The 23,205-nt window shown below is 70.1% G+C and carries 20 protein-coding genes, 5 tRNA genes and 1 pseudogene; 21 read left to right on the forward strand and 5 right to left on the reverse strand.

The genetic code is table 11. The features are described 5' to 3' along the window. Nucleotides 1–197 precede the first annotated feature (197 nt). From MWN52_RS08340 to MWN52_RS08395, 12 genes and pseudogenes are all read left to right on the forward strand, one after another. A pseudogene (locus MWN52_RS08340) lies at nucleotides 198–2,680 on the forward strand (DNA internalization-related competence protein ComEC/Rec2); the annotation flags it as partial. After that, on the forward strand, nucleotides 2,574–3,197 hold the full coding sequence (locus tag MWN52_RS08345; RefSeq protein WP_130519548.1) for a MotA/TolQ/ExbB proton channel family protein: 624 nt from the start codon (nucleotides 2,574–2,576) through the stop codon (nucleotides 3,195–3,197). The pseudogene MWN52_RS08340 and the gene MWN52_RS08345, both read left to right, overlap by 107 nt. Nucleotides 3,198–3,209: 12 nt before the next feature. Then, complete coding sequence (locus MWN52_RS08350) at nucleotides 3,210–3,638, forward strand: ExbD/TolR family protein (protein WP_130531087.1); 429 nt, start codon at nucleotides 3,210–3,212, stop codon at nucleotides 3,636–3,638. Continuing rightward, on the forward strand, nucleotides 3,635–5,392 hold the full coding sequence (gene msbA, locus MWN52_RS08355) for a lipid A export permease/ATP-binding protein MsbA (RefSeq protein WP_286577707.1): 1,758 nt from the start codon (nucleotides 3,635–3,637) through the stop codon (nucleotides 5,390–5,392). The genes MWN52_RS08350 and msbA overlap by 4 nt, the downstream gene beginning before the upstream one ends. After that, a complete protein-coding gene (lpxK, locus tag MWN52_RS08360; RefSeq protein WP_130534023.1) occupies nucleotides 5,389–6,399 on the forward strand; it encodes a tetraacyldisaccharide 4'-kinase in 1,011 nt (336 codons plus the stop codon). The genes msbA and lpxK overlap by 4 nt, the downstream gene beginning before the upstream one ends. Before the next feature lie 128 nt (nucleotides 6,400–6,527). Beyond that, nucleotides 6,528–7,307: a 3-deoxy-manno-octulosonate cytidylyltransferase gene (gene kdsB, locus MWN52_RS08365; protein ID WP_286577433.1), complete on the forward strand. Its 780-nt coding sequence runs from the start codon at nucleotides 6,528–6,530 to the stop codon at nucleotides 7,305–7,307. Nucleotides 7,308–7,395: 88 nt separating this feature from the next. Beyond that, nucleotides 7,396–8,814, forward strand: a complete 1,419-nt coding sequence (locus tag MWN52_RS08370; RefSeq protein ID WP_130531095.1) for a hypothetical protein — start codon at nucleotides 7,396–7,398, stop codon at nucleotides 8,812–8,814. Next, nucleotides 8,811–10,682: an excinuclease ABC subunit UvrC gene (uvrC, locus tag MWN52_RS08375; protein ID WP_130531097.1), complete on the forward strand. Its 1,872-nt coding sequence runs from the start codon at nucleotides 8,811–8,813 to the stop codon at nucleotides 10,680–10,682. Before MWN52_RS08370 ends, uvrC begins: the two co-directional genes overlap by 4 nt. Beyond that, complete coding sequence (pgsA, locus tag MWN52_RS08380) at nucleotides 10,679–11,323, forward strand: CDP-diacylglycerol--glycerol-3-phosphate 3-phosphatidyltransferase (protein ID WP_130519560.1); 645 nt, start codon at nucleotides 10,679–10,681, stop codon at nucleotides 11,321–11,323. Before uvrC ends, pgsA begins: the two co-directional genes overlap by 4 nt. After that, nucleotides 11,314–11,389: transfer RNA gene (locus MWN52_RS08385), tRNA-Gly, on the forward strand. The genes pgsA and MWN52_RS08385 overlap by 10 nt, the downstream gene beginning before the upstream one ends. 108 nt (nucleotides 11,390–11,497) lie before the next feature. Then, nucleotides 11,498–11,571 (forward strand) — tRNA-Cys (locus tag MWN52_RS08390). Between the two features lie 47 nt (nucleotides 11,572–11,618). Then, nucleotides 11,619–11,694, forward strand: a tRNA-Gly gene (locus tag MWN52_RS08395). A gap of 190 nt (nucleotides 11,695–11,884) precedes the next feature. Here the strand turns inward: MWN52_RS08395 and MWN52_RS08400 are convergent. Genes MWN52_RS08400 through MWN52_RS08410 form a run of 3 tightly spaced genes read right to left on the reverse strand, consistent with a single transcriptional unit; the run spans nucleotide 11,885 to nucleotide 13,367 of the window. Further along, nucleotides 11,885–12,217 (reverse strand): putative quinol monooxygenase, encoded by a 333-nt coding sequence (locus MWN52_RS08400; protein ID WP_286577435.1) that lies wholly within the window; start codon nucleotides 12,215–12,217, stop codon nucleotides 11,885–11,887. After that, nucleotides 12,214–13,008: an alpha/beta fold hydrolase gene (locus MWN52_RS08405; protein WP_286577436.1), complete on the reverse strand. Its 795-nt coding sequence runs from the start codon at nucleotides 13,006–13,008 to the stop codon at nucleotides 12,214–12,216. The genes MWN52_RS08400 and MWN52_RS08405 overlap by 4 nt, the downstream gene beginning before the upstream one ends. Further along, entirely contained in the window at nucleotides 13,005–13,367 is a 363-nt protein-coding gene (locus tag MWN52_RS08410; protein WP_286577438.1) for a nuclear transport factor 2 family protein, read from the reverse strand. The genes MWN52_RS08405 and MWN52_RS08410 overlap by 4 nt, the downstream gene beginning before the upstream one ends. Before the next feature lie 106 nt (nucleotides 13,368–13,473). On the opposite strand from MWN52_RS08410, the gene MWN52_RS08415 reads away from it, so the two are divergent. Further along, the gene (locus MWN52_RS08415) at nucleotides 13,474–14,268 is read left to right on the forward strand and encodes a helix-turn-helix domain-containing protein (protein ID WP_286577439.1); all 795 of its coding nucleotides are present in this window, start codon (nucleotides 13,474–13,476) and stop codon (nucleotides 14,266–14,268) included. Here MWN52_RS08415 and MWN52_RS08420 read toward each other — a convergent pair. Next, nucleotides 14,249–14,953: a hypothetical protein gene (locus MWN52_RS08420; protein WP_130531107.1), complete on the reverse strand. Its 705-nt coding sequence runs from the start codon at nucleotides 14,951–14,953 to the stop codon at nucleotides 14,249–14,251. The two genes, MWN52_RS08415 and MWN52_RS08420, sit on opposite strands and share 20 nt — an antisense overlap. 145 nt (nucleotides 14,954–15,098) lie before the next feature. Here MWN52_RS08420 and MWN52_RS08425 point away from each other — a divergent pair, with 145 nt between their 5' ends. The 8 genes from MWN52_RS08425 (at nucleotide 15,099) to MWN52_RS08460 (ending at nucleotide 21,995) form a co-directional block, all read left to right on the forward strand. Beyond that, the gene (locus MWN52_RS08425) at nucleotides 15,099–15,701 is read left to right on the forward strand and encodes a M23 family metallopeptidase (protein WP_286577440.1); all 603 of its coding nucleotides are present in this window, start codon (nucleotides 15,099–15,101) and stop codon (nucleotides 15,699–15,701) included. A 144-nt stretch (nucleotides 15,702–15,845) separates the two neighbouring features. Next, nucleotides 15,846–15,932, forward strand: a tRNA-Leu gene (locus MWN52_RS08430). 368 nt (nucleotides 15,933–16,300) lie between these two features. Next, entirely contained in the window at nucleotides 16,301–16,699 is a 399-nt protein-coding gene (locus tag MWN52_RS08435; protein ID WP_286577442.1) for a low affinity iron permease family protein, read from the forward strand. 294 nt (nucleotides 16,700–16,993) lie between these two features. Continuing rightward, nucleotides 16,994–17,311 (forward strand): hypothetical protein, encoded by a 318-nt coding sequence (locus MWN52_RS08440; RefSeq protein WP_286577817.1) that lies wholly within the window; start codon nucleotides 16,994–16,996, stop codon nucleotides 17,309–17,311. Between the two features lie 323 nt (nucleotides 17,312–17,634). Next, nucleotides 17,635–18,285 (forward strand): aldehyde dehydrogenase iron-sulfur subunit PaoA, encoded by a 651-nt coding sequence (gene paoA / locus MWN52_RS08445; RefSeq protein ID WP_286577443.1) that lies wholly within the window; start codon nucleotides 17,635–17,637, stop codon nucleotides 18,283–18,285. Next, nucleotides 18,282–19,238: an FAD binding domain-containing protein gene (locus MWN52_RS08450; RefSeq protein WP_286577444.1), complete on the forward strand. Its 957-nt coding sequence runs from the start codon at nucleotides 18,282–18,284 to the stop codon at nucleotides 19,236–19,238. The genes paoA and MWN52_RS08450 overlap by 4 nt, the downstream gene beginning before the upstream one ends. Beyond that, the gene (paoC, locus tag MWN52_RS08455; protein ID WP_286577445.1) at nucleotides 19,235–21,442 is read left to right on the forward strand and encodes an aldehyde oxidoreductase molybdenum-binding subunit PaoC; all 2,208 of its coding nucleotides are present in this window, start codon (nucleotides 19,235–19,237) and stop codon (nucleotides 21,440–21,442) included. The genes MWN52_RS08450 and paoC overlap by 4 nt, the downstream gene beginning before the upstream one ends. Nucleotides 21,443–21,920: 478 nt before the next feature. Next, nucleotides 21,921–21,995, forward strand: a tRNA-Val gene (locus tag MWN52_RS08460). 92 nt (nucleotides 21,996–22,087) lie between these two features. Here MWN52_RS08460 and MWN52_RS08465 read toward each other — a convergent pair. After that, nucleotides 22,088–23,098: a LysR family transcriptional regulator gene (locus MWN52_RS08465; protein WP_286577446.1), complete on the reverse strand. Its 1,011-nt coding sequence runs from the start codon at nucleotides 23,096–23,098 to the stop codon at nucleotides 22,088–22,090. Between the last annotated feature and the right edge of the window lie 107 nt (nucleotides 23,099–23,205).

The following is a 23,205-nucleotide window of genomic DNA, read 5'->3' on the forward strand; positions in this document are numbered from 1 at the left end:
CGGGTTGCGTGCTGTGCGGCTCCCTGCGCGCTGGGATTTTTCCCACGTCCGGGCACGGCGCCCGGCGATGGTGCGCCGCACCCGCTCGCCGCACGCTGGCGCCAAGGACTCAGGCAGGACGCCAGCCGATGCAATGGACGCAGGCCAGGACCAACGCGCGTCAGGGGTGGAGCCGCTGCGCGGCCGCACTCGGCCGCATGCCCGCGCCGGCTTTCGGCGGCGGCGTGGCGATCTGCATGCTGCTGGGCGTCTGTACCTGTCTGCTGCTGCCGGTCTTGCCGGCGCGCGGCTGGCTGCTCGCGGCCCTGGCGCTCGGTGTGGCGTGCTGGGCGCGGCGTGGGGCGGGACGGCTGGCGGGTGCGCTGCTGCTCGGCGTCGGCTGGGCCGGCCTGCAGGCCGGCTGGGCGCTGTCGGCGCAGCTGCCGGCGCAGGCCCAGGCGCGCGACTGGCGGATCGAAGGCCGCGTGATCGGCCTGCCGCAGGTCGAGGCCCGGCGCACGCGCTTCGAATTCCTGGCCGATGCGTGCCCGGCCGGTCCCGAGGTGCCGTGTGGCCGGCGCCTGCAGCTGGCCTGGTACGACGAGACCGACGCCATCGCGCCGGGCCCGCGTACCCGGCTGCAGGCCGGGCAGCGCTGGCAGTTGCTGGTGCGGTTGCGCGCGCCGCGCGGGCTGGTCAATCCGGGCGGGTTCGACAGCGAACGCTATGCGCTGGCGCGGCGCGTGGCGGCCACCGGTTACGTGCGTGCCGCACCGCTGGCCCGCGCGTTGGGGCCGCCGACCGGGATCGACGCGTGGCGCGCGCGGATGTCGGCGCGCATCGCCGCGCACGCGCCGGCCGGGGCGCAGCGCTTCGTGCGCGCCCTGGCGCTGGGCGATACCGGCGGCCTGGACGATGCCGACTGGGCCACGCTGCGCGCGGCCGGGCTGACCCATCTGATCGCGATCTCCGGTTTCCATGTCGGGCTGGTCGCCGGCTTCGGCGCGCTGCTCGCGTCAGGCCTGTGGCGCCTGCTGCCGCGCCTGGGCCGGTGGCTGCCGCGGCAGGTGGCGGCCGGCGTGGCGGCCACGCTGTTCGCCTGCGGCTACGCGCTGCTGTCCGGCGGCGCGCTGCCGACAGTGCGCACGGTGCTGATGATCGCCGTGGTGGCGCTGGCGCGCTGCGGTCGGCGGCCCGCAGGCGCGGTGGCCGCCCTGGCGCTGGCGACGCTGGCGGTGCTGCTGGTCGATCCGCTGGCGCCGCTGGTGGCCGGCTTCTGGCTGAGCTTCGCCGGCGTGGCCTGGCTGGTGTGGTGCCTGCCCACGCATGGCCTGCCGGCGTGGCGGGCGTTCCTCTCGGCGCAGGGCGTGGCCACGCTGGGGTTGCTGCCGTTGACCGTGGCCCTGTTCGGCCAGGCCTCGCTGGTCGGGCCGCTGGCCAACCTGCTGGCGATCCCGTGGTGGAGCCTGGTGGTGGTGCCGGCCTGCCTGCTCGGCGTGGCCGCCGAGACCCTGCACACCGGCTGGGGCACCCCGGCTTGGTGGCTGGCCGGGCAGGCGTTCGAACCGAGCTGGCGGCTGTTCGCCTGGCTGGCGCAGGGCCGCTTCGCGCTGTGGTGGCTGCCGGAAGGCGCGTGGTTCGCGCTGCCCCTGGCGGTGCTGGGCGCGTTCTGGCTGCTGCTGCCGCGCGGCGTGCCCGGCAAGCCGCTGGCGGCGCTGCTGTGGCTGCCGCTGCTGCTGCCTGACCTGGACCTGCCGCGCGAAGGCGAGGCCACCGTGACCACGCTCGACGTCGGCCAGGGCCTGTCCGTGCTGGTGCGCACGCGCGGCCATGCGCTGCTGTTCGATACCGGGCCGGCGGTGGCCGATGGCTTCGATGCCGGCGAGCGGGTGGTGGTGCCGGCGCTGCACGCGCTGGGCGTGCACCGACTGGACCGGATCATGGTCAGCCACGGCGACGCCGACCACGCCGGCGGCCTGGACGCGGTGCGACGCCAGATGCCAGCGCTGGAAGTGCTGGGGCCGGCCGGCGCGCCGATCCCGCTGCAGACCGCCTGCCGCGCGGGACAGGCCTGGGCCTGGGACGGGGTGCGCTTCGAGGTGCTGCATCCCGCGCCCGGCTTTCCCTACCTGCGCAACGAATCCAGCTGCGTGCTGCGCGTGGATACCGCGCATGGCGCGGTCCTGCTCACCGGCGACATCGGCCAGGTGATCGAACGCGGGCTGCTGCGCACGCGGCCGGCGGCGCTGAAGGCGCAGGTGGCCCTGGTCGCCCATCACGGCAGCAGCGAGTCGTCGGACCCGGGCTTCGTCCGGGCCACGGGCGCGCGCCTGGCGCTGGTCTCGGCCGGTGCGGACAACCGCTTCGGCCATCCGCAGCGGCAGGTGGTGCGGCGCTGGCAGGCGGAGGGTGCGGAAGTGCTGAACACCGCCAACAACGGCGCGCTGAGCGTCTGGCTGCGCGCGGAAGGACTGTCTGTGCGAGAGCGTCGGCGCTGGCGCGCGCGCCTGTGGGACGCGGTCCAGGCGCGCGAGGCGTCTGGGCTATCCTATCGGTCTGTTCTCACACGGCCGGCTGCGCCGTAAGGATTCAACGTGCTGGAACTGGTCAAGGCGGGCGGCTGGCCCATGATCCCGCTGCTGCTGCTCGCCGTGCTGGCCCTGGCCATCGTGGTGGAACGCTTCTGGAGCCTGCGCCGCAAGGAGATCCTGCCGCCGGGCCTGGGCGAGGAGGTGCGCCGCTGGGCGACCTCCTCCCATCTGGAGGCCTCGCACATCGAATCGCTGCGCCGCACCTCGCCGCTGGGCGCGCTGCTGGCCGCCGCGCTCGACGTGCGCCATCGCTCGCGCGATGTGATCCGCGAGCGCATCGAGGACACCGGCCGCCACCTGGTCCATCGCATGGAGCGCTACCTCAACACGCTGGGCACCATCGCCGCGGCCGGCCCGCTGCTGGGCCTGCTGGGCACGGTGGTCGGCATGATCCAGATGTTCTTAGGCATCCTCGACCACGGCCTGGGCGATGTGAACCAGCTGGCCGGCGGCATCGGCAAGGCGCTGGTGTGCACCGCCACCGGCATGCTGGTGGCGATCCCGGCGCTGATCTTCCATCGTTATTTCCGCGGCCGCATCGCCGGCTACGTGATCGAGATGGAGCAGCAGGCCATGGCCCTGTCCGATGCGCTGGAAGCGCCGCACGCCGCCGCGCGCGTCGACTGAAGGCCGCGCCCGATGCGTATCCGCGACGACCGCGCGCACGACGAGCCGGAGATCAACCTGGTCCCGCTGATCGACGTCATCCTGGTGCTGATCATCTTCTTCGTGATCACCACGACCTTCGATGCGCGCTCGACCCTGCAGCTGCAGCTGCCGTCGGCCTCGCAGCAGCCGGCCGATGCGCCGGCCAAGGCGCTGAACATCCTCATCAACGCCGAGGGCCGCTACTTCGTCGGCGACAGCGAGGTGCTGCGCACCGACGCCGACGCGCTCAAGCAGGCCATCGCCCAGTCCGCCGGCAAGGACCACACCCGCCCGGTGCTGCTGCGCGCCGACGCGCGCACGCCGCACCAGGCGGTAGTGACCGCGCTGGACGCGCTGGCCCAGCTGGGCTTCAAGCGCATCTCGATCGCCACCGCCCCCGAACAGGAGTCGCGCCGGTGAGCGCGGCCGTCCCCGGATCGGCCTGGCAGACCTACCGCCGGCTGCTGACCTTCGCCAGGCCGTATCGCGGCCTGCTGCTGCTGGCGTTCGTGGCGGCGCTGGTCGAGGCGGCCGGGACGGGCGCCTTCACCCGGCTGATGGAGCCCATCACCAACCGGACCTTTCTCAATCAGGGGCCGCCGCAGGCGCTGTGGGTGATGCCGGCGCTGATCCTGGTGATCTTCCTGGTGCGTGGCGTGGCCGGCTACATCACCGACATGTCGATGGGGCGCGCGGCCCGCAGCATCGCCCGCGACCTGCGGGTCAAGGTGCTGGGCAAGTACCTGTCCCTGCCGGGCGCGCGTTTCGATGCCGAGCCCGTCCCCTCGATGCTGATACGGCTGGGATCGGATTCGGACCAGGTCGCGCAGGCGGCGGTCGATGCGCTCAAGACCATGATCCAGCAGGCGCTGCAGGCCATCGTGCTGCTGATCGTGATGCTGGGCGCCAGCTGGCAGGTGACCCTGTCCATCCTGGTGCTGGTGCCGCCGCTGGCGTTCGTGATGAACAAGGTCGCCAAGCGCTACCGCCGGGTCAGCCATCGCATCCAGGAGAGCGGGGCGCAGCTGCTGCAGGCCGCCGACCAGACCTTGTCCAACCATCAGGAGGTCAAGGTCTACGGCGCGCAGCAGTCCGAGCTGGAGCGCTATCACGCGCTCGCCGACCACAACCTGCGTCTGGCGATGAAGGTCGAGTCCACCCGCGGCATCTCCACCGCCACGGTGCAGATGATGGGCGCCATCGGTCTGGCGGCGCTGCTGCTGATCGCCGGCCACGAGGCCGCCGCCGGCCGGCTCAGCGCGGGCGGTTTCTTCAGTCTGCTGCTGGCCATGGCCGGCATCATCCCGGCCTTGAAGAACCTCACCAACGTGCAGAACGTCCTGCAGCGCGGCGTGGCCTCGGCCGAGCGCCTGTTCTCGGTGCTCGATGCGCCGGACGAGGTCGACGCCGGCACCCGTCCGCTGCTGCGCGCGCAGGGCACGATCGAGTTCCGCGACGTCACCGCGCGCTATCCCGGCCAGCTGCGGCCGGCGCTGGAGCACATCAGCTTCATCGCGCGCCCCGGCACGGTCACGGCCATCGTCGGCCGCTCGGGCAGCGGCAAATCCAGCCTGATCAAGCTGATCCCGCGCTTCTACGACGTCGAGTCCGGCCAGATCCTGATCGATGGGGCGCCGGTGCAGGACTACCGCCTGGCCGACCTGCGCCGCCAGATCGCCCTGGTCGGCCAGCAGGTGATGCTGTTCGACGGCACCGTCGAGGCCAACGTGGCCTATGGCGAGATGCGCTCGGCCGAGCCGCAGGCGCTGGACAAGGCGCTGCGCGACGCGCACGCGATGGAGTTCGTCGAACAGCTCGAGCACGGCAAGGACACCGCGATCGGGGTCAAGGGCGGCAAGCTCTCCGGCGGCCAGCGCCAGCGCCTGGCGATCGCCCGGGCGATGCTGAAGGACGCGCCGATCCTGATCCTGGACGAGGCCACCGCGGCGCTGGACAACGAGTCCGAACGCCTGGTGCAGGACGCGCTGACCCAGCTGATGCCTCACCGCACCACGCTGGTCATCGCCCATCGCCTGTCCACCATCGAGCACGCCGACCAGGTGCTGGTGCTCGACCACGGCCGTCTGGTGGAGCAGGGCACCCACGCCGAACTGCTGGCGCGCGGCGGCCTGTACGCGCAACTGCACGGCGCCCAGTTCCGCGAGGCCGAATGAGCGCCTCGCGCGGCGCGCCGAAGTACTGGTTCGACGGCGCGCCGGTGCCGCTGCTGCCGCGCCTGCTCGAACCGGTCTTCCGCGGCGCGCTGCGCCTGCGCGCCACCCTCTACCGCATCGGCCTGCTGCGCCGCCGGCGCGTGCCGGTGCCGGTGGTGGTGGTGGGCAACCTGACCGTCGGCGGCACCGGCAAGACGCCGCTGACCATCGCCCTGGTCCAGCGCCTGCGCGAGGCGGGGTGGACGCCGGGCGTGGCCAGCCGCGGCTACGGCCGCCAGGACCCGGGCAAGCCGCGCTGGGTCGAGGCGGACACCACGCCGGCCGAAGGCGGCGACGAGCCGGTGCTGATCGCGCGCCGCACCGGCGCCAAGGTGCGCGTGGACCGCGACCGCGTCGCCGCCGCGCGCGCGCTGGCGGCGGCCGGCTGCGACATCGTGGTCTGCGACGACGGCCTGCAGCACATCCGCCTGCGCCGCGATGTGGAGATCGAGGTCATTGACGGCCGCCGCCGCTACGGCAACGGCCGCGTGCTGCCGGCCGGGCCGCTGCGAGAGCCGGCCGAACGCAGCGCCCAGGTCGATTTCCGCGTGGTCAACGGCGGCAGCGCCGGCTTCGGCGAATGGGCGATGACGCTGCGCTCGGGCCTGGCCCTGCCGCTGGCCGGCGGGAAGCCGACCACGCTGGCGGCCTTCGGCGGCCATCGCGTGCACGCCGTGGCGGGCATCGGCCATCCCGGCCGCTTCTTCGACCTGCTGCGCGGCTACGGCATCGGCGTGGTGCCGCATGCCTTCGACGATCACCACGCCTACAGCGCAGACGATCTGCGCTTCGGCAGCGAACTGCCGGTGCTGATGACCGAGAAGGACGCGGTCAAATGCGCCGCCTTCGCCGGGCCGTGGGCCTACAGCGTGCCGGTGGAGGCCGAGCTGCCCGAGGCGTTCTGGGTAGCGGTGCTGGGCCGCGTCGCGGCGCTGCGGACGCTGGGGCCGTTGGGCCACAAGGGCTGAACGCCCGTGGCCGCGCGGACCTCGGGTCGGCGGGGCCGGCGCGGGGCAGCGGCTAGAATGGCGTCATCTCCCCACCCCCGCGCCCGGCAGGGTGCGCCCCCGACCGGGCGCGCTCGAAAGACCTTCGCATGACCGACCTGCAAGAACCCTTCGTCGTCGCCATTCCCGCCCGCCATGACGCCACGCGTCTGCCCGGCAAGCCGCTGCGCCTGCTCGGCGGCCAGCCGCTGGTGCTGCACGTGGCGCAGCGCGCGCTGGCCGCCGGCGCGCGCGAGGTGTGGGTGGCCACCGACGACGAACGCGTGGCGCGCGCGCTGGACGGCAGCGGCGTGCAGGTGGCGATGACCGCCGCCAGCCATGCCTCGGGCAGCGACCGCCTGGCCGAATGCGCCGGTATCGCCGGCTGGGACGATCGGACTCTGGTGGTCAACCTGCAGGGCGATGAGCCCTTCGCCCCGCCATCCGGCATCCGCGCCGTGGCCGCCGCGCTGTCGGCCAGCGGCCATCCGATGGCGACCCTGGCCACGCCGATCAACGAGGCCGAGCAGGTGTTCGACCCGAACGCGGTCAAGGTGGTGCTGGCCGACAACGGCGATGCGCTGTACTTCAGCCGCGCGCCGCTGCCCTGGCACCGCGATGGCTTCGCCCACAGCCGCCAAGTGCTGGCCGACGCGCCGGCGCCGTTCCTGCGCCATATCGGCATCTACGCCTACCGCGCCGGCTTCCTGCGCACCTTCGCCGCGCTGCCGCCCGGCCGGCTGGAGCGCACCGAGTCGCTGGAGCAGCTGCGCGCGCTGGAGGCCGGCTTTCGCATCGCGGTGGCGCTGACGCCCGACGCCTTCCCGCCCGGCGTGGACACCCCCGAAGACCTGGCGCGCGCCCAGCGCCATCTGGACGGAATGCGGTGAGGCCTGGCCGTGCGCCGCTGGTCTTGCGTGTGAAGCGCGCCGGCGCGCACGGCTTGAAGCCGGCCGCCTGCGGCATCATTCAGTATTCATGAATCCGGTCCACGCTCCCGACTTCCCGCACGGCCTGCTGTGGCTCAACGCCGCGCCGACCGCGCTGCAGTCGCTGCGTGGCAGTGCGGTGGCGCTGGCCTTTGTCGACCCGGCCTCGAGCTGGTGCCTGCAGCGGCTGGCCGATCTGGCGCTGCTGCAGCGCCGCTTCGGCGCGCGCCTGCAGGTGCGGGTGATCGCCGTGCCGCGTTTCGACGTGCACCGCGATCCGCAGGCCGCGCTCAAGCGCCTGCGCCGCTTCGGGGTCAGTTTCCCGATCGCGCACGATCTGGACTGGCACGCCTGGCAGCGCTTCGGCATCGAGGCCTGGCCGACCGTCGTGCTGATCGACGCGCAGGGCATGGTGGTCGACCATATCGTCGGCACGCCCGGCGTCGGCGCGCTGGAGAATCAGCTCACCGCGCTGTGCGAGCCGCTGGACGAGCCCCTGGTCGATACGCGCCCGGTCGAGACCCATCCCGAGCCCCGCCTGCCGCTGCGCTTCCCCACCGGCCTGGCGGTCAATGCCGAGCGTCTGTACGTGGCCGACACCGGCCATCACCAGATCGTCGAATGCACCCACGCCGGGCGCGTGATGCGGCGCTTCGGCAACGGCAACGCCGACGCGCTGGACGGCGACATGGAGATCGCCAGCTTCCGCAGCCCCACCCATGTGGCGCTGCTGCGCAACGAGCTCTACGTGGCCGACACCGGCAACCACCTGATCCGCCGCATCCACCTGGGCACCGGGGCGGTGCAGACCCTGCTGGGCACGGGCAAGGCCGGGGTGCCGGCCGAGGGCCCGATCCACGCGCCCGGCGATGTCGCGCTGGCCTCGCCGGCCGGGCTGGTGGCGACCAACAGCCATCTGCACTTCGCCCTGTCCGGCGACAACCGGGTATGGAGCTGGGACCTGGGCAACCGCATGCTCGAATGCCGCGCCGGCTCAGGCCAGCTGGGGCAGCGCGACGGCGCCGGCATCCTGGCCAGCTTCGCCCAGCCGACCGGCCTGGCGCTGGTGCAGCAGGCGCTGTACGTGTGCGACACGCTGGGCGCCTCGCTGCGCGCGGTGCAGCTGGGCGGCGATTTCGCCAAGACGCTGGTGGGCGGGCAGGGGCCCTGGGAATTCGGCGATGCCGACGGCCAGCGCCAGCAGGCGCGCCTGCAGGCGCCGGAGGACGTGACGCTGGATCCCGACGCGCCGGTGCTGTGGATCGCCGACACCGGCAACGGCCGCATCCGCAGCCTGCGCCTGGGCGGCGGCGCGGTGACCTCGCTGGACCTGGGCCGGCGCCTGGCGCAGCCGGCCGGCCTGGCCGCCTTTGGCGGCAAGCTGTGGATCGCCGAGACCGACGCGCACGCGGTGCTGTGCGTGGACCTGGCCAGCGGCGCCGTCTCGCAGGTGCCGATCGAAGCATGAGCCGTCGCAGTCCCCCGGGCCAGCCGTTCGACGGCAAGGCCTTCGCCGCTTCGTTGAGCACCGCGCCGGGCGTGTACCGCATGTACGCGGCCGACGACACGCTGCTGTACGTGGGCAAGGCGCGCGCGCTGCGCAACCGCGTGGGCAGCTATTTCAACAACGCGCCGCGCAACCCGCGCACCCTGGCGATGATCTCGCAGATCGCGCGCATGGACGTCACGGTCACCCGCACCGAGGCCGAGGCGCTGCTGCTGGAAAACCAGCTGATCAAGTCGCTCACCCCGCGCTACAACGTGGCCCTGCGCGACGACAAGAGCTATCCCTACGTCCTGCTGACCAGCGAGGAATTCCCGCGCATCGCCTTCCATCGCGGCCCGCGCGCGATCGCCGGGCGCTATTTCGGCCCCTACGCCAGCGCCGGCGCGGTGCGCGACACGCTGAACCTGATGCAGAAGCTGTTCCGCATCCGCAACTGCGAGGACAGCGTCTTCCGCAACCGCACCCGACCGTGCCTGCAGTACCAGATCGGCCGCTGCACCGCGCCGTGCGTGGAGCTGGTCGGCCAGGCCGAGTACGACCAGTCGGTGCATCGCGCCAGCCTGTTCCTGGGCGGGCGCAGCGATGAGCTGTCCGACGAGCTGACCGCCGAGATGGAGCGCGCCGCCGAGAAGCTGGACTTCGAGGAGGCCGCGCGCCTGCGCGACCTGCTCAAGCGCCTGCGCGGCATGCAGTCGCGCCAGTACGTGGACGGCCACGCCGCCGACCTGGATGCGCTGGCCTGCGCGATGCAGGGCAGCACCGCCTGCGTGCTGCTGCTGGCCTTCCGCGACGGTCGCAACCTGGGCACGCGCGCCTTCTATCCGCGCACCAACGGCGAGGAGAGCGCCGAGGAAGTGCTGGCCGCCTTCGTCTCGCAGTACTACGCCGAGCAGGTGCCGCCGCGCGAGCTGCTGCTGGACCGCGAGATCCCCGACGCCGAGCTGATCGAGGCGGCGCTGTCCAGCGCGGCCGGCCGCAAGGTCCAGCTGAAGTGGAACGTGCGCGGCGAACGCGCCGGCTACCTCGACCTGGCCCGGCGCAACGCGCAGATCACCCTGGCCACCGAGATGACCAGCCGCAACGCCCAGGCCGCGCGCAGCCAGGCCCTGGCCGAGCTGCTGGGCCTGGCCGAGCCGGCCCAGCGCATCGAGTGCTTCGACATCAGCCACACCATGGGCGAGGCGACGGTGGCCTCGTGCGTGGTGTTCGACGAGAAGGGCGCGGTGCGCTCGCAGTACCGGCGCTTCAACATCAGCGGCATCGAGCCGGGCGACGATTACGCGGCCATGCGCCAGGCGATCGAGCGCCGCTTCCGGCGCGCGATGGAGGAGGGCACGGTGCTGCCCGACGTGCTGCTGATCGACGGCGGCGCCGGCCAGCTGCGCCAGGCGCGCGAGGTCCTGGCCGACCTGGGCGTGGACGGCGTGGCCCTGGTCGGCGTGGCCAAGGGCGTGGAACGCCGCGCCGGCCACGAGACCCTGATCCTGGACGATGGCCGCGAGGTCAGCCCCGGCGCGGCCTCGCCGGCGCTGCAGCTGATCCAGCAGGTGCGCGACGAGGCGCACCGTTTCGCCATCACCGGCCATCGCGGCAAGCGCCAGAAGGCGCGCACCACCAGCAAGCTGGAGGACATCGCCGGGATCGGCCCGCGTCGGCGCGCCAGTCTGCTCAAGCATTTCGGCGGCCTGTCCGGGCTCAAGGCCGCCGGCGTGGAGGAGATCGCGCGCGTGGAAGGGGTCAATCACGCGCTGGCCCAGCGCATCTACGCTAACCTGCACGGGTTGCCGGAACCGGCGGCGCCCCCAACGCCCGGCCCAGATCGCCCATGAAGTTGACCGTTCCCACTTGGCTGACCCTGCTGCGGATCGTGCTGATCCCGGTGCTGGTGGTGGTCTTCTACCTGCCGTACGCGTGGACCAGCGTGGCCGCCGCGGCGGTGTTCGTGATCGCCGCGGTCACCGACTGGCTGGATGGCTGGATCGCGCGGCGCTGGCACCAGTATTCAGCTTTCGGCGCGTTCCTGGATCCGGTCGCCGACAAGCTGATGGTGGCCGTGGCGCTGTTCCTGATCGTGCAGGGCCATCCCACGCCGTGGATGGCGTTCTGGGCGGCGGTCATCGTCGGCCGCGAGATCGCCGTGTCGGCCCTGCGCGAGTGGATGGCCGAGATCGGCCAGCGCGGCAAGGTCAAGGTCGCCTGGATCGGCAAGGTCAAGACCACCGTGCAGATGATCGCGCTGGGCTGCCTGCTGTACTCGGTGCGCCCGGCCGGCCATTCGCTGAGCGATGTGTGGATGAGCGTGCCGGTGTTCCACATCGGCGACTGGCTGCTGGCCGTGGCCGCGCTGCTGACCCTGTACTCGGGCTACCAGTATCTGCGCGCCGCCTGGCCGAGCCTGCGCGAAGATGAGCAGGCAGCCGTTGACACGCGCAAGAAAGGCACTACAATTTCGCCTCTCTCGCGGGATTAGCTCAGTTGGTAGAGCACGACCTTGCCAAGGTCGGGGTCGAGAGTTCGAGTCTCTTATCCCGCTCCAAGTTTCAAGGCGCAGTTGAAGTGGAGTTGCTTCAACGGCGTTGACGAAACCCCGGCCCATCGGGGTTTTGTTTTGTCGGAAGGCTCTTGCGGCCAACCGCGCGTCACCGGCCTGGTGGCAGAGTGGTTATGCAGCGGACTGCAAATCCGTGCACGCCGGTTCGATTCCGACCCAGGCCTCCACAACTCGAAGAAGCGAAGGTAAACTTTCGCTTTACGTAACACAAAACGCGGGATTAGCTCAGTTGGTAGAGCACGACCTTGCCAAGGTCGGGGTCGAGAGTTCGAGTCTCTTATCCCGCTCCAATTTTCACTAGCGTTTCGCGCTAGTTTGAACGGCCCTACGGGGCCGTTCTTGTTTTCCGGGGTCGGCTCACGCCGGGCGAACTGGTCCGGGCATCCCGGACATCGGTGGAAAGCCTCCCGCGCGCCACCTTTCCCAACGCGGCGTCGCTCCATGGCGACGCATCGAGCCGCGCGACCTGCTCGTCCGGCTTCAATCGGACCGCACGAGCGTCCAGATCGCGATCTGCCTGGGCTCGGCCAGCAGCGCGTCCAATGCGGCGTGCCACGCCTGTCGGTAGGGCCGGTGCAGCTGGACGTTGAGGACATCGTCGCGATCGGTCCAGGTCTCGTGGAGCTGGAAGACGTGCGGCCGCTCCGGATCGACGTGCAGCGCGGCGCGCACGAAGCTCGTCTCGTGGCGCATCGCATCCAGCACAGGACCCAGCAGGGCGAGGAAGCGCGCCACCTGGTCCGCCTTGACGTGGAAAGTGATGACGTAGGTTTCGGGCGCCGACCGCGGCGCCTGGGCGACAGGCGCGCTCATGGGCTGGCCCGCCTGGCGATGTCGCCGGCAAGCCGCGCTGCGTGCGTCACCATCACGCCGTGCGCCACGCCTTCGTAGACGACCAGTTCCGCGCCTGGGATCGTCGCGGCGTAGACCCGGCCGCTGCTGTCCAGCGGCGCGGACACGTCGCGGTCGCCGTGCAGCACGACGACCGGCAGGTCGAGCGCGGCGGCTTCCGCCGACAGGTCGCTCAGGGCGATCGTGCGCTGGAACGCGACGACGGCGCGACGCGAGCAGTCCAGCACCATGCTCGCCATCCACGCGTTGATGCGCTCCGGCGTGCCGGGGGCGAAGGGCGCGATGTTGGCGTCGATCCAGGCCGACAGGTCGAAGGCGAGCTGCGTGCACAGCGCATCCACCATCGCGGGTGTGACGCCATCGGTGCCGATGACCCGCGGACCCGTGGCGCCGACCAGGATCAGCCTGGCGATGCGCGCGCGGCCGTGGCGCGACAGGTAACGGATCGCTTCGCCGCCCGCCCCGGAGTGCGCGACCAGCGTGACCCCGGTCAGGTCGAGCGCCTCCAGTACGGCGGCGAGATCGTCGGCGAGGTCGTCGTAGTCGTAGCCCGGCCGATCCGTCGATCGCCCATGGCCTTTTCGGTCGTAGGCGATGGTGCGCAGGCCGGCGGCGTTGAGATGCAGCATGACCTCGCCCCAGATCCTTCCATCCATCGCCCAGCCCGCCAGCAGGACCACGGGCGCTCCCGCGCCCCAGTCGCGGACGAACAGCGCGTGGCCGTCGCCGCGCGGGATGAAGGCCGCGCTCATGCGACCTCCCGGTCGAGAAAGCCGATCACCTCGACGATCCGGCCATCCGGCGCGATGCGGACCACGTCGGTCCCGCCGGCCACCGGCGCCCCGTGCGGCGCTGCCAACGTCCAGGAGAAGCGCACGAATAGGCCATGCGCATCGGGCATGCCGCGAAGGGCGAAGGCGTGCCCGGGGAACTGCGCGCGCGCGGCGGCGATCATGGCGGCGATGCCGCCGTGGCCTTCGCCGGCCATCATCGGATCGGTGTAGCGGGCATCGGCGGTCCAGCCGTCGGCCAGGCGACGATCGCGCGCTGCGGCGTCGGTTTCGTTCCACAGGGCGACATAGGCGCGGGCCAGGGTGTCGGGGTCGGTCATCCTCGTTCTCCTCATCGTCGATGCGCCGAGGATGCCCAGTCCGCACAGACCCTGCGATTACCCCGCAGGTAATGGCAGCGCTGCCGCCTTTCGCTAGGATGCGGCCATGGCCACAGACGCGATCACCGTTGGCGACTTGCTGCGCGAGTGGCGGGCCCGGCGTCGGCTGAGCCAGCTCGATCTGGCCGGCGAGGCGCAGGTGTCGACACGCCATCTGAGCTTTGTCGAAAGCGGGCGCGCGGCGCCCAGCCGCGAACTGCTGCTGCGCCTGGCCGAACCGCTGGCGATGCCGCTCAGGGAGCGCAACCGCCTGTTGCTCGCGGCGGGGTATGCGCCGATCCATGGCGAACGCGCGCTCGAGGCGCCCGACATGGCGGCCGCGCTGGCCGCGGTCGAAGCCGTGCTAAACGCGCACGCGCCATTCCCGGCGCTGGCGGTGGACCGCCACTGGAACCTGGTGCGCGCCAACGAGGCGGCGGCCGCGCTGCTGGACGGCGTCGATCCGGCGCTTCTGGCGCCCCCCATCAACGTGCTGCGCGCGACGCTGCATCCGAAAGGGCTCGCGCCCAGCATCGTCAACCTGGCGCAATGGCGGCACCATCTGCTGGCGCGGCTGCGCCTGGACATCGCGCATTCGGCCGATCCGGCGCTCGACGCACTCCATGCCGAACTCAGCGGCTTTCCGTGTCCGGAAGGTGATCACGCCGCGCAGTCCGTCGCGCGCATCGCGGTGCCGCTCGCGATCCGCAGCGGACCAGGCGGGGGCGTGCTGTCGTTCCTGTCCACCACGACCGTGTTCGGCACCGCGACCGACGTGACCCTGGCGGAGCTGACGCTGGAATGCTTCTATCCGGCCGACGAACAGACCCGGCGCGCGCTGCTCACCGGCTCAGGTCCGTGATCGATCGGGTGACATGGCCCTGATCGTCGAGAAAGTCGATGGTGGCGCGGCCGTCCGCCGCGACCTTCAGCTCCAGACGCTTGCGGCCGTCGGTGTCGCGCAGCGCCAGCACCGACGCCTTGTCCGAGGTCCGACCGAGAAACGCGCGCGGCGCGACGACCGCACCGGCGGCGCGGATGGCGGCTTCGCGTTCGGCGCTGGGGGGCTGGCGCATCAAGCGGGCGACGGTCGGGAAGTCGACCGGCTGGTCCGGGCGGTCGTTGATCGCCAGCCCCGCCTGCCGGTCCTCGCCGTCCTCGCTGCTGCTCAGCGCCACGGTCTGGTCCTGGCGCCAGCGGTCGAAGGACAGTGCGCCGAGATTGGTCGGCTTGCCGTCTTTCAGCGCGCCGGAGAACACCAGCCCGCCGTTCTCCGTGCCTTCGTCGTTGTAGAAGATCATGCCTGCCTGGGGACGGTCGGGATGCGGCGTCTCATGGCCGGCGACGATGATGCCCGGCATCCGGTCGCGCGAAGCGATCGTCATGCGCAGGGTGCCGTCGGGCTCGCGGATATTGATGCGCTGCACATCGATCGTCTCGAACCTCGTGCCCGTCGGGCTGGCATTGGCACCGAACATCATCCAGGCCATGGCGACGGTCATGACCGCCGCATAGGCCCCGACCGCGCGCGAGGCATCAATCTTCATGACCTGCTCTCCTGATATCGGCGCCGCCCGACACAGGCGTCGAGGGCGATGCGAATTGAATCACCTTAGACCCCCGTGCCGCCATCCGGCTTGCGCCGGGAACGCCTACACCTGAACGCGTAGAGGAGCGATGGAGATGTGGTTCATGCTTGCCGCACTGCTTGCCGCCATGCCCGGTCCGCCGCCCAAGGCCGTGATGCCGAAGGGCGAGATCGAACAGATCACGCTTGGGCCGATGTTTCGCTATCGGTTCATGTGTTCCGAGCATCCCGTTGGCGAGCTGGACTACGCCGGTGATGCGCTCGGCACCGATTGCATGGTCTTCGGCGGCGTGGACGGGGACAGCGGCTTCGCCAGGCTCTATCGACGCGATGGACGTGCCAATGCGGACTGGTACGGCTGGCACGCCGAGGTGCTGGCGCCGGTCGACGGCGTCATCGCGTTCGTCTACGACAATCCCCGGGTCAACACGCCCGGCACGCTGGGGCCGCCCCCGGCGGGCACCGTCCGCATCCGCACCCCGGACGGGGCGATCGTGACGATGGGGCACTTGGCCGAGCTGCGGGTGCACGTCGGCGAGACGGTCGAGGCAGGTCATGTGCTGGGCCTCGATGGCAACAACGGCAACGCACGCGCGCCGCACATCCATGTTGGCGCGTATCGCGAGGCGGACAACATGCCGCTCCAGATCCGCTGGGACCTGCGGGCTTTGGCCAGGACCCAGCCGTTCCGCGAGCCGGGCGACTGAGGCGATGCAAGGTTCGGTGGGGGAGACGACCGCTGGCCCAGCCGGCAGACGACAAGGCTTGTTCGTTCGTGGCGCCCGCGCGGCGTCGAACCACGTGCGGAGGAGGCGTGCTTTTTGCTAGCCTGCGCACACCGCCCCATCCATGCCCGGATGGCGAAACTGGTAGACGCATCGGACTTAAAATCCGCCGGGAGCAATCCCTTGCCGGTTCGATTCCGGCTCCGGGCACCAAGTGGCATGCACAGGTAAAGAGCCCCGAGAGATCGGGGCTTTGTCGTGTGAGCGCGCGTCGCGAAGGCGAGCCCATGCGGTGCAGGCCTGCTCCAGCTTCGTGCGGCGTGGCTGCGCTGTTTCATGATCCGATGTTGACGATCGGGGGGCTAGGTTGGCTTGCGTCCCTGGCTTCCGGAGCGCCCCGATGAGCGCGATGCGTCTGTGCTGCCGTCGTATTGCGCGAGCGGCACCGAATAACCACCGGAGAAGGACGGAAACGCTAGCGTCGAGACGAGTTCAGCTCACCGCGAGCGGCCAGGGCACTTGGCCCGGTGTGCGAGAGAATTGGGCTGCGCCAATTCCGAAACGGACGTTAGGAGAACGCGATGAGCATGAAGACCAGGTTCAACGCCATGGCCAAGAAGGCGGCCTACGCCGCGGGCACGCCCTGGGCCTTCGGGACTGCGGCGCTGGCGGTGGTGCTCTGGGGCTGCAGCGGTCCGGTGTTCGGGTTCAACGACACCTGGCAGCTGGTCATCAATACCAGCACCACGATCATCACCTTTCTGATGGTGTTCCTGATCCAGCACACCCAGAACGCCGATACGGCGGCGATGCAGATCAAGATCGACGAGCTGATCAATGCGACGCGCGGCGCGAACAACGCCCTGCTGGACCTTGAGGAGCTGGACGAGCAGGCGCTGGAAGAGCTGCGCAAGAAGTACGAAGAGTTGGCCAGGGAGGCGCGGAATCGAATGGGTCGGACCCGCTCAGATACGACCTGAGCTTCGATGTCTCTTCGAGTGCCGATAGCGCCTTGACCGGTACGGGTGCGGCGCAATTTTCGCGACGCTGTTAAAAGCAGCTCAGTGTTTCCACCACATTCCCGCGCCAATCCGTAACGCGCCCGGGTCCAGGGTGGATTCGACCCGCCCCAATGCGCACGATGCCGAACAGGCTTCCTCGACCTTCGGCCTGACCGCGTTCGATACAAGCCGAGATCAGGGACGCGCAAAGGCGCGCTGGGCAATTCCGCACCGACCGGCGCTCGTTCTGCGCCCTGCATCAGGAGTGACGCCATGATATCCCGCACCGCCGACGACAAGCCCCACACCGATCTGAAGAACCCGGACGCCAAGCACGACGAGGCGCTGGAGGAAACCTTTCCGGCAAGCGACCCGATCTCGCCCTTCGTGCCGGCGGTGAGAGACGAGGGCAAGGAGGAACATCGCGACGTCTCCAATGCGCACAGCGACCATGCCAAGGGCCACACGCCGGACAAGGTGCTCAACGACAAAGAGGCGCTGCGCAAGCACCACGACAAGCCGGACGACCCCAAGCAGTCTCCGGTCGACCCCGAGCATGACTATTCCGACCCCAGCGGGCAGCGTGACTGACCGCGTCTGGTCGAGCCGCACGATCAAGGGCTGTTGTTGTGACGCTCCGGCGCGATCGCGCCGGGGCGAGGGGAACCCCACAGCTGACTGCAGTCTTCCCGCAGCGCCGAGCGCCACTGCATGTGAAGCGCACACCATATCGCGCTAGTCTTCTGACCGACCTGTCACCCCGTGACGCGCACGAACACGTGGTCTGAACATCGGCATCACGCGCCGTGGCCGGGGATCGGGCGAGGCTAGGGGTCAGCTTCGATTGTCGAACGGGCGGCCACGCCGTCCGTCTCGCGTCCGCCATCCCACCCAGCTGGAAGGAACAGCCAGGCATGAATCCCTCATTCGACGTGAAACTCACGCGCCGCGATCTGCTGATCACCGGCGCCGTCTCGACGGCCGGCGCCGCCTCGGCCAGTCTGCCGTCCACCGCGCAGGCGATGGCCGCGCCGGCCGCGCCGGAGAAGATCAGCAGGCAGCGGGTCGCCTTCGAGGTCAACGGCAAGCCGGTCACGCTCGAGGTCGATACGCGCACCACGCTGCTGGACGCGCTGCGCGAGCATCTCAAGCTGACCGGCACCAAGAAGGGCTGCGACCACGGCCAGTGCGGCGCCTGCACGGCGCTGGTGGACGGGCGCCGCATCAACACCTGCCTGAGCTTCGCCGTGATGCACGAGGGCAGCAATGTCACCACCATCGAAGGCCTGGGCCAGCCGGGCAACCTGCATCCGATGCAGGCGGCCTTCGTCAAACACGATGGTTACCAATGCGGTTACTGCACGCCGGGGCAGATCTGCTCGGCGGTAGCGGTGCTGGACGAGATCAAGCAGGGCGTGCCCAGCCATGTCACCGGCGATCTTGAGGCCAGGCCCAAGTTCACGGTCGACGAGGTGCGCGAGCGCATGAGCGGCAACATCTGCCGCTGTGGTGCGTATTCCAACATCGTCGAGGCGATGAGCGACGTGGCGGGAGAGCGCGCATGAAGGCCTTTTCCTACGAGCGTGCGGGATCGGCCAAGGACGCCGCCGCCGCGCTGCTGAAGACGCCCAACGCCAAGTTCATCGCCGGCGGCACCAACCTGATCGACCTGATGAAGCTGCAGATCGAGACGCCCACCCACCTGGTGGACGTCAACGGCGTCGGGCTGGACCGCATCGAGGCCACCGACGAAGGCGGCCTGCGCATCGGCGCGCTGGTGCGCAACACAGACCTGGCCGCCGACAAGGTCGTGCGTCGCGACTACCCGCTGCTGTCGCGCGCCCTGGTGTCCGGCGCCTCGGGCCAGCTGCGCAACAAGGCGACCACGGCCGGCAATCTGCTGCAGCGCACGCGCTGCCCGTACTTCTACGACACCGCCCAGGCCTGCAACAAGCGCATGCCCGGCAGCGGCTGTGCGGCGATCGAGGGCTTCAACCGGACCCTCGCCGTCGTCGGTGCCAGCCCGGCCTGCATCGCCACCCACCCCAGCGACATGGCCGTGGCCATGCGCGCGCTGGACGCGACGGTGGAGACCACCAACGCCGAGGGCAAGACCCGGCGCATTCCGCTGGACCTGCTGTATCGCGCGCCCGGCAACACACCGCATCTGGAAACCACGCTGGAGCGCGGCGAGTTCATCACCGCCGTGACCCTGCCCAAGCCGGTCGGCGGCACGCAGGTCTATCACAAGGTGCGCGACCGCGCGTCCTACGCCTTCGCGCTGGTGTCGGTGGCGGCGATCGTGCAGCGCGACGGAAGTGGCGCGGTGGCCCTGGGCGGCGTGGCGCACAAGCCCTGGCGTAAGCCAGAGGCCGACGCGGCCATGCCGCAGGGGGCCAAGGCCGTGGCCGATCAGCTGCTGGCCGGCGCCAAGACATCCGAACACAACGCCTTCAAGCTGCCGCTGGTCGAGCGGGCACTGGGCGCGATCCTGGCCGAAGCGAGGGCCTCAGCATGAAATTCGATACCCCCGCCACCACCAATCCGATCGACCAGGGCAAGGTCGTGGGCCGCGCGCAGGACCGCATCGACGGGCCGCTCAAGACTACCGGCACCGCGCCTTATGCCTACGAGCATCATGACGTGGCGCCCGGCCAGGTTTATGGCTATCCGGTGTGCGCCACCATCGCCAAGGGCCGCATCCGCTCGATCGACACCGATGCGGCCAAGGCCGCACCCGGCGTACTCGGCATCGTCACCGCGGCCAATGCCGGCAAGCTGGGCAAGGGCAAGATGAATACCGCGCACCTGCTCGGCGGCCCGGAGATCCAGCACTATCACCAGGCCGTCGCGCTGGTGGTCGCCGAGACTTTCGAGCAGGCGCGCGCCGCCGCGCATCTGATCAAGGTCGACTACACCCGCAGCGATGGCGCCTTCGACTTAGCCAAGGCCAAGGGCCAGGCGAAGATGCCGAGCGATTCGCAGGACAACAAGGACACCGCGCACGGCGACTTCGCTGGCGCCTTCGCCAGCGCGCCGGTCAAGCTGGATGCCACCTACACCACGCCCGACCACAGCCACGCGATGATGGAGCCGCACGCCTCCATCGCGCAGTGGGAAGGCGATCAGCTGACGCTGTGGACGTCCAACCAGATGATCGCCTGGAGCGTGGGCGACGTGGCGCTGACCCTGGGTATCCCCAAGGAGAAGGTGCGCCTGGTGTCGCCGTATATCGGCGGCGGCTTCGGCGGGAAGCTGTTCGTGCGCTCCGATGCCGTGCTGGCGGCGCTGGGCGCCAAGGCGGTGGGGCGGCCTGTGAAGGTGACCCTGCCGCGGCCGCTGATCATCAACAACACCACCCATCGACCGGCCACGCTGCAGCGCATCCGCCTGGGTGCCACGCGCGAGGGCAAGATCACCGCGTTCGGCCACGAGAGCTGGTCGGGCGATCTGGAAGGTGGCCAGCCGGAGACCGCCGTCTCGCAGAGCCAGCTGCTCTACGCGGGCGAGAACCGCATGACCGCCATGCGCCTGGCCGTGCTCGACCTGCCCGAAGGCAACGCCATGCGCGCTCCGGGCGAGGCCTCGGGGATGATGGCGCTGGAAGTGGCCATGGACGAGCTGGCCGAGAAGCTGGCCATGGACCCGGTCGAACTGCGCATCGTCAACGACACCCAGGTCGATCCCAACCATCCCGAGCGCCCGTTCTCGCAGCGGCACATGGTCCAGTGCCTGCGCATGGGCGCGGACAAGTTCGGCTGGAACCAGCGCAGCGCCAAGCCCGGCACCCGCCGCGAAGGACGCTGGCTGATCGGCATGGGCATGGCCACCGCCTTCCGCAACAACCTCAACATGAAGTCCGCCGCGCGCGTGCGCTTGGGCGCGGACGGCGTGGTTACGGTGCAGACCGACATGACCGACATCGGCACCGGCACCTACACCATCCTCGCCCAGACCGCCGCGGAGATGATGGGCGTGCCGCTGGAGCGAGTGAAGGTGGAGTTGGGCGATTCGTCCTTCCCGGTCTCGGCCGGTTCGGGCGGGCAGTGGGGCGCCAACAGCTCCACGGCCGGCGTGTACGCGGCCTGCGTCAAGCTGCGCGAGGCCGTGGCCGGCAAGTTCGGCATGGACGCGAACAGCGCCCGCTTCGAGGACGGCCTGGTCGTGGCCGGCGGCCAGCGCAAGAAGCTGGCCGATGCGGCGGCCGATGGCGAACTGGTGGCCGAGGACAAGATGGAATACGGCGATCTGGCCAAGAAGTACCAGCAGTCCACCTTCGGCGGCCACTTCGTCGAAGTCGCGGTGGACAGCGCCACCGCCGAGATCCGCATCCGCCGCATGCTGGCGGTATGTTCGGCCGGCCGCATCCTCAACCCCAAGTCCGCGCGCAGCCAGGTGATCGGCGCGATGACCATGGGTGCCGGCGCGGCGCTGATGGAGGAGCTGGTGGTGGACAAGCGGCTGGGCTTCTTCGTCAACCACGACCTGGCCGGCTACGAGGTGCCGGTGCATGCCGACATCCCGCACCAGGAAGTGATCTTCCTGGAAGAGACCGACCCGATCGTCTCGCCGATGAAGGCCAAGGGCGTGGGCGAGCTGGGCATCTGCGGCGTGGCCGCGGCGATCGCCAACGCGGTCTACAACGCCACCGGCGTGCGCGTGCGCGACTACCCGGTGACGCTGGACAAGTTGCTGAAGGAGATGCCAGCGCTGACAGCCTGAACGTCGTGGCCGGGTCGGGCGTTGTCTCGGATCGAACCCCGCCTCGTCGTTCGGTGGAAGCCACGCTTCCGATCACATCGCGACCTTCTTGTAGAGCGGAGCTTGCTCCGCTGCATTTCGGCCGGATTGACGGGAAGGTCATCGGAGCAAGTTTCGCTGCGTCTCGGCCGGATCGTCGGGAAGGCCTAGCGGAGCAAGCTCCGCTCTACGGGTGGGGTCGCCCTTGGCCAGAAAAGCCACCAGGCGGCTCGTCCGGGATTAGGTCGGCATTCCGCGAGGACTTGTCGCACTTGGCGCCGCCGCGAACGATGCTGTCCGGCGCGCTGCCACACCCGTCCGGACCGATGCCCCTCTTAAGCAAAGAACCGCTCACGCGCCGCAATCCCCTGCCCGGGAGAGGAACCAAAAAAACGGTTTGACCGATCCGGGAAGTGCCATTACTATTTGCGCCCCGATCGGCCCCAAGGGCTCGCATCGAGGGCGGTTAGCTCAGCGGTAGAGCATTGCCTTCACACGGCAAGGGTCGCAGGTTCGATCCCTGCACCGCCCACCAAGTCACACGAAAAAGCCGGCCTCGCGCCGGCTTTTTCGTGTCCACTGCGCGGAAGCCGGCGCAACAGCTGCGCCGGCCCGTCACCTGTCGCCTCAGCTCAGCACTTCCTCCAGGATGCGCTTGCCGTCGTGGCGCGCATCGTGCTCGGTGTCCTGCTCCTGCCCGGCCTGCGCCTTCATCAGCGGGCAGTGCGCGCTCATGTAGTCGATCTCCAGGTTGAGGCGTTCGAGCAGGAAGTCGACGAAGGCGCGCACCTTGGGCGACTGCACATGCCCGCGCGGGAAGACCGCGTTGAGCTCGTACTCGCCACCCGTCCAGCCGGCCAGCACGCGCTGGACCAGACCATGCTCGACGAAGGGCTTGACCATCACGTCGGCCGAAAGCAGCAGACCCTCGCCGCACAGCAGCGCGCCCTTGAGCGCCGATGGATCGTTGGCCACCAGGATCGGATTGATCGCGAACTCCCGCGCGCCGTTGCCATCGTTCAGCGACCAGCTGTAGCTGTGGCCCTGGCGGTGCTTGGTCATGGCGAAGGTGCGGTGGTATTGCAGATCGTCCGGGTGCAGCGGCTCGCCATGCCGGGCGATATAGCTGTTGGCGGCGAACACCTGCGTGTACAGCACGCCCAGCTTGCGTGCGATCAGGTTGGAGTCGGGCAGGTTGCCCAGGCGCAAGGCCACATCGACCTCGCCACCGATCAGGTCCATCGGCTCGTTGCTCAGCAGCATCTCCACCCGCACCTCCGGATGGCGCGCATGGAATTCGCCGAGCAGCGGGGCGATCTTGTCGATGCCGATGGAATAGGGCGCGGTGACGCGCAGCCAGCCGCGCGGGCCGGCATGCAGCTGGCCGACGGCACTCTCGGCCTCGGCCAGTTCGCGCGCGATGCGCTGGCAGTGTTCGTAGTAGACGTTGCCGGCTTCGGTCAGGCCGAGCTTGCGCGTGGTGCGGTGCAGGAGCTGCGCGCCCAGGCGCGTTTCCAGCTCCTGGACCTTGCGGCTGACCGTGGTCTTGGGCAGCCGCAGTGCGCTGGCGGCGCCGACGAAGCTGCCCTTCTCGACCACCTTGACGAAGATCAGGGTGTCGTTGAGATCGTGGGACATTTGAGTCCTCCTTGGCGGGGGAAGAGGGATTGGACCGGGAGCGGGATGATTATTCCCCTAAATCTGGACTAATCAAGTCCTGCATGCAGGCCTAAGGTGGCGACCTG

It is taken from the genome of Pseudoxanthomonas winnipegensis (genome assembly GCF_030322905.1).
GTDB classification, from domain to species: domain Bacteria; phylum Pseudomonadota; class Gammaproteobacteria; order Xanthomonadales; family Xanthomonadaceae; genus Pseudoxanthomonas_A; species Pseudoxanthomonas_A winnipegensis.

Coding starts and splice junctions, on each gene's coding strand:
- MWN52_RS08350 (WP_130531087.1), top strand. CDS start 3,210: ATGCGTATCCGCGACGACCGCGCGCACGACGAGCCGGAGATCAACCTG.
- lpxK (WP_130534023.1), top strand. CDS start 5,389: ATGAGCGCCTCGCGCGGCGCGCCGAAGTACTGGTTCGACGGCGCGCCG.
- kdsB (WP_286577433.1), top strand. CDS start 6,528: ATGACCGACCTGCAAGAACCCTTCGTCGTCGCCATTCCCGCCCGCCAT.
- MWN52_RS08370 (WP_130531095.1), top strand. CDS start 7,396: ATGAATCCGGTCCACGCTCCCGACTTCCCGCACGGCCTGCTGTGGCTC.
- uvrC (WP_130531097.1), top strand. CDS start 8,811: ATGAGCCGTCGCAGTCCCCCGGGCCAGCCGTTCGACGGCAAGGCCTTC.
- pgsA (WP_130519560.1), top strand. CDS start 10,679: ATGAAGTTGACCGTTCCCACTTGGCTGACCCTGCTGCGGATCGTGCTG.
- MWN52_RS08400 (WP_286577435.1), bottom strand. CDS start 12,217: ATGAGCGCGCCTGTCGCCCAGGCGCCGCGGTCGGCGCCCGAAACCTAC.
- MWN52_RS08405 (WP_286577436.1), bottom strand. CDS start 13,008: ATGAGCGCGGCCTTCATCCCGCGCGGCGACGGCCACGCGCTGTTCGTC.
- MWN52_RS08410 (WP_286577438.1), bottom strand. CDS start 13,367: ATGACCGACCCCGACACCCTGGCCCGCGCCTATGTCGCCCTGTGGAAC.
- MWN52_RS08415 (WP_286577439.1), top strand. CDS start 13,474: ATGGCCACAGACGCGATCACCGTTGGCGACTTGCTGCGCGAGTGGCGG.
- MWN52_RS08420 (WP_130531107.1), bottom strand. CDS start 14,953: ATGAAGATTGATGCCTCGCGCGCGGTCGGGGCCTATGCGGCGGTCATG.
- MWN52_RS08425 (WP_286577440.1), top strand. CDS start 15,099: ATGCTTGCCGCACTGCTTGCCGCCATGCCCGGTCCGCCGCCCAAGGCC.
- MWN52_RS08435 (WP_286577442.1), top strand. CDS start 16,301: ATGAGCATGAAGACCAGGTTCAACGCCATGGCCAAGAAGGCGGCCTAC.
- MWN52_RS08440 (WP_286577817.1), top strand. CDS start 16,994: ATGATATCCCGCACCGCCGACGACAAGCCCCACACCGATCTGAAGAAC.
- paoA (WP_286577443.1), top strand. CDS start 17,635: ATGAATCCCTCATTCGACGTGAAACTCACGCGCCGCGATCTGCTGATC.
- MWN52_RS08450 (WP_286577444.1), top strand. CDS start 18,282: ATGAAGGCCTTTTCCTACGAGCGTGCGGGATCGGCCAAGGACGCCGCC.
- paoC (WP_286577445.1), top strand. CDS start 19,235: ATGAAATTCGATACCCCCGCCACCACCAATCCGATCGACCAGGGCAAG.
- MWN52_RS08465 (WP_286577446.1), bottom strand. CDS start 23,098: ATGTCCCACGATCTCAACGACACCCTGATCTTCGTCAAGGTGGTCGAG.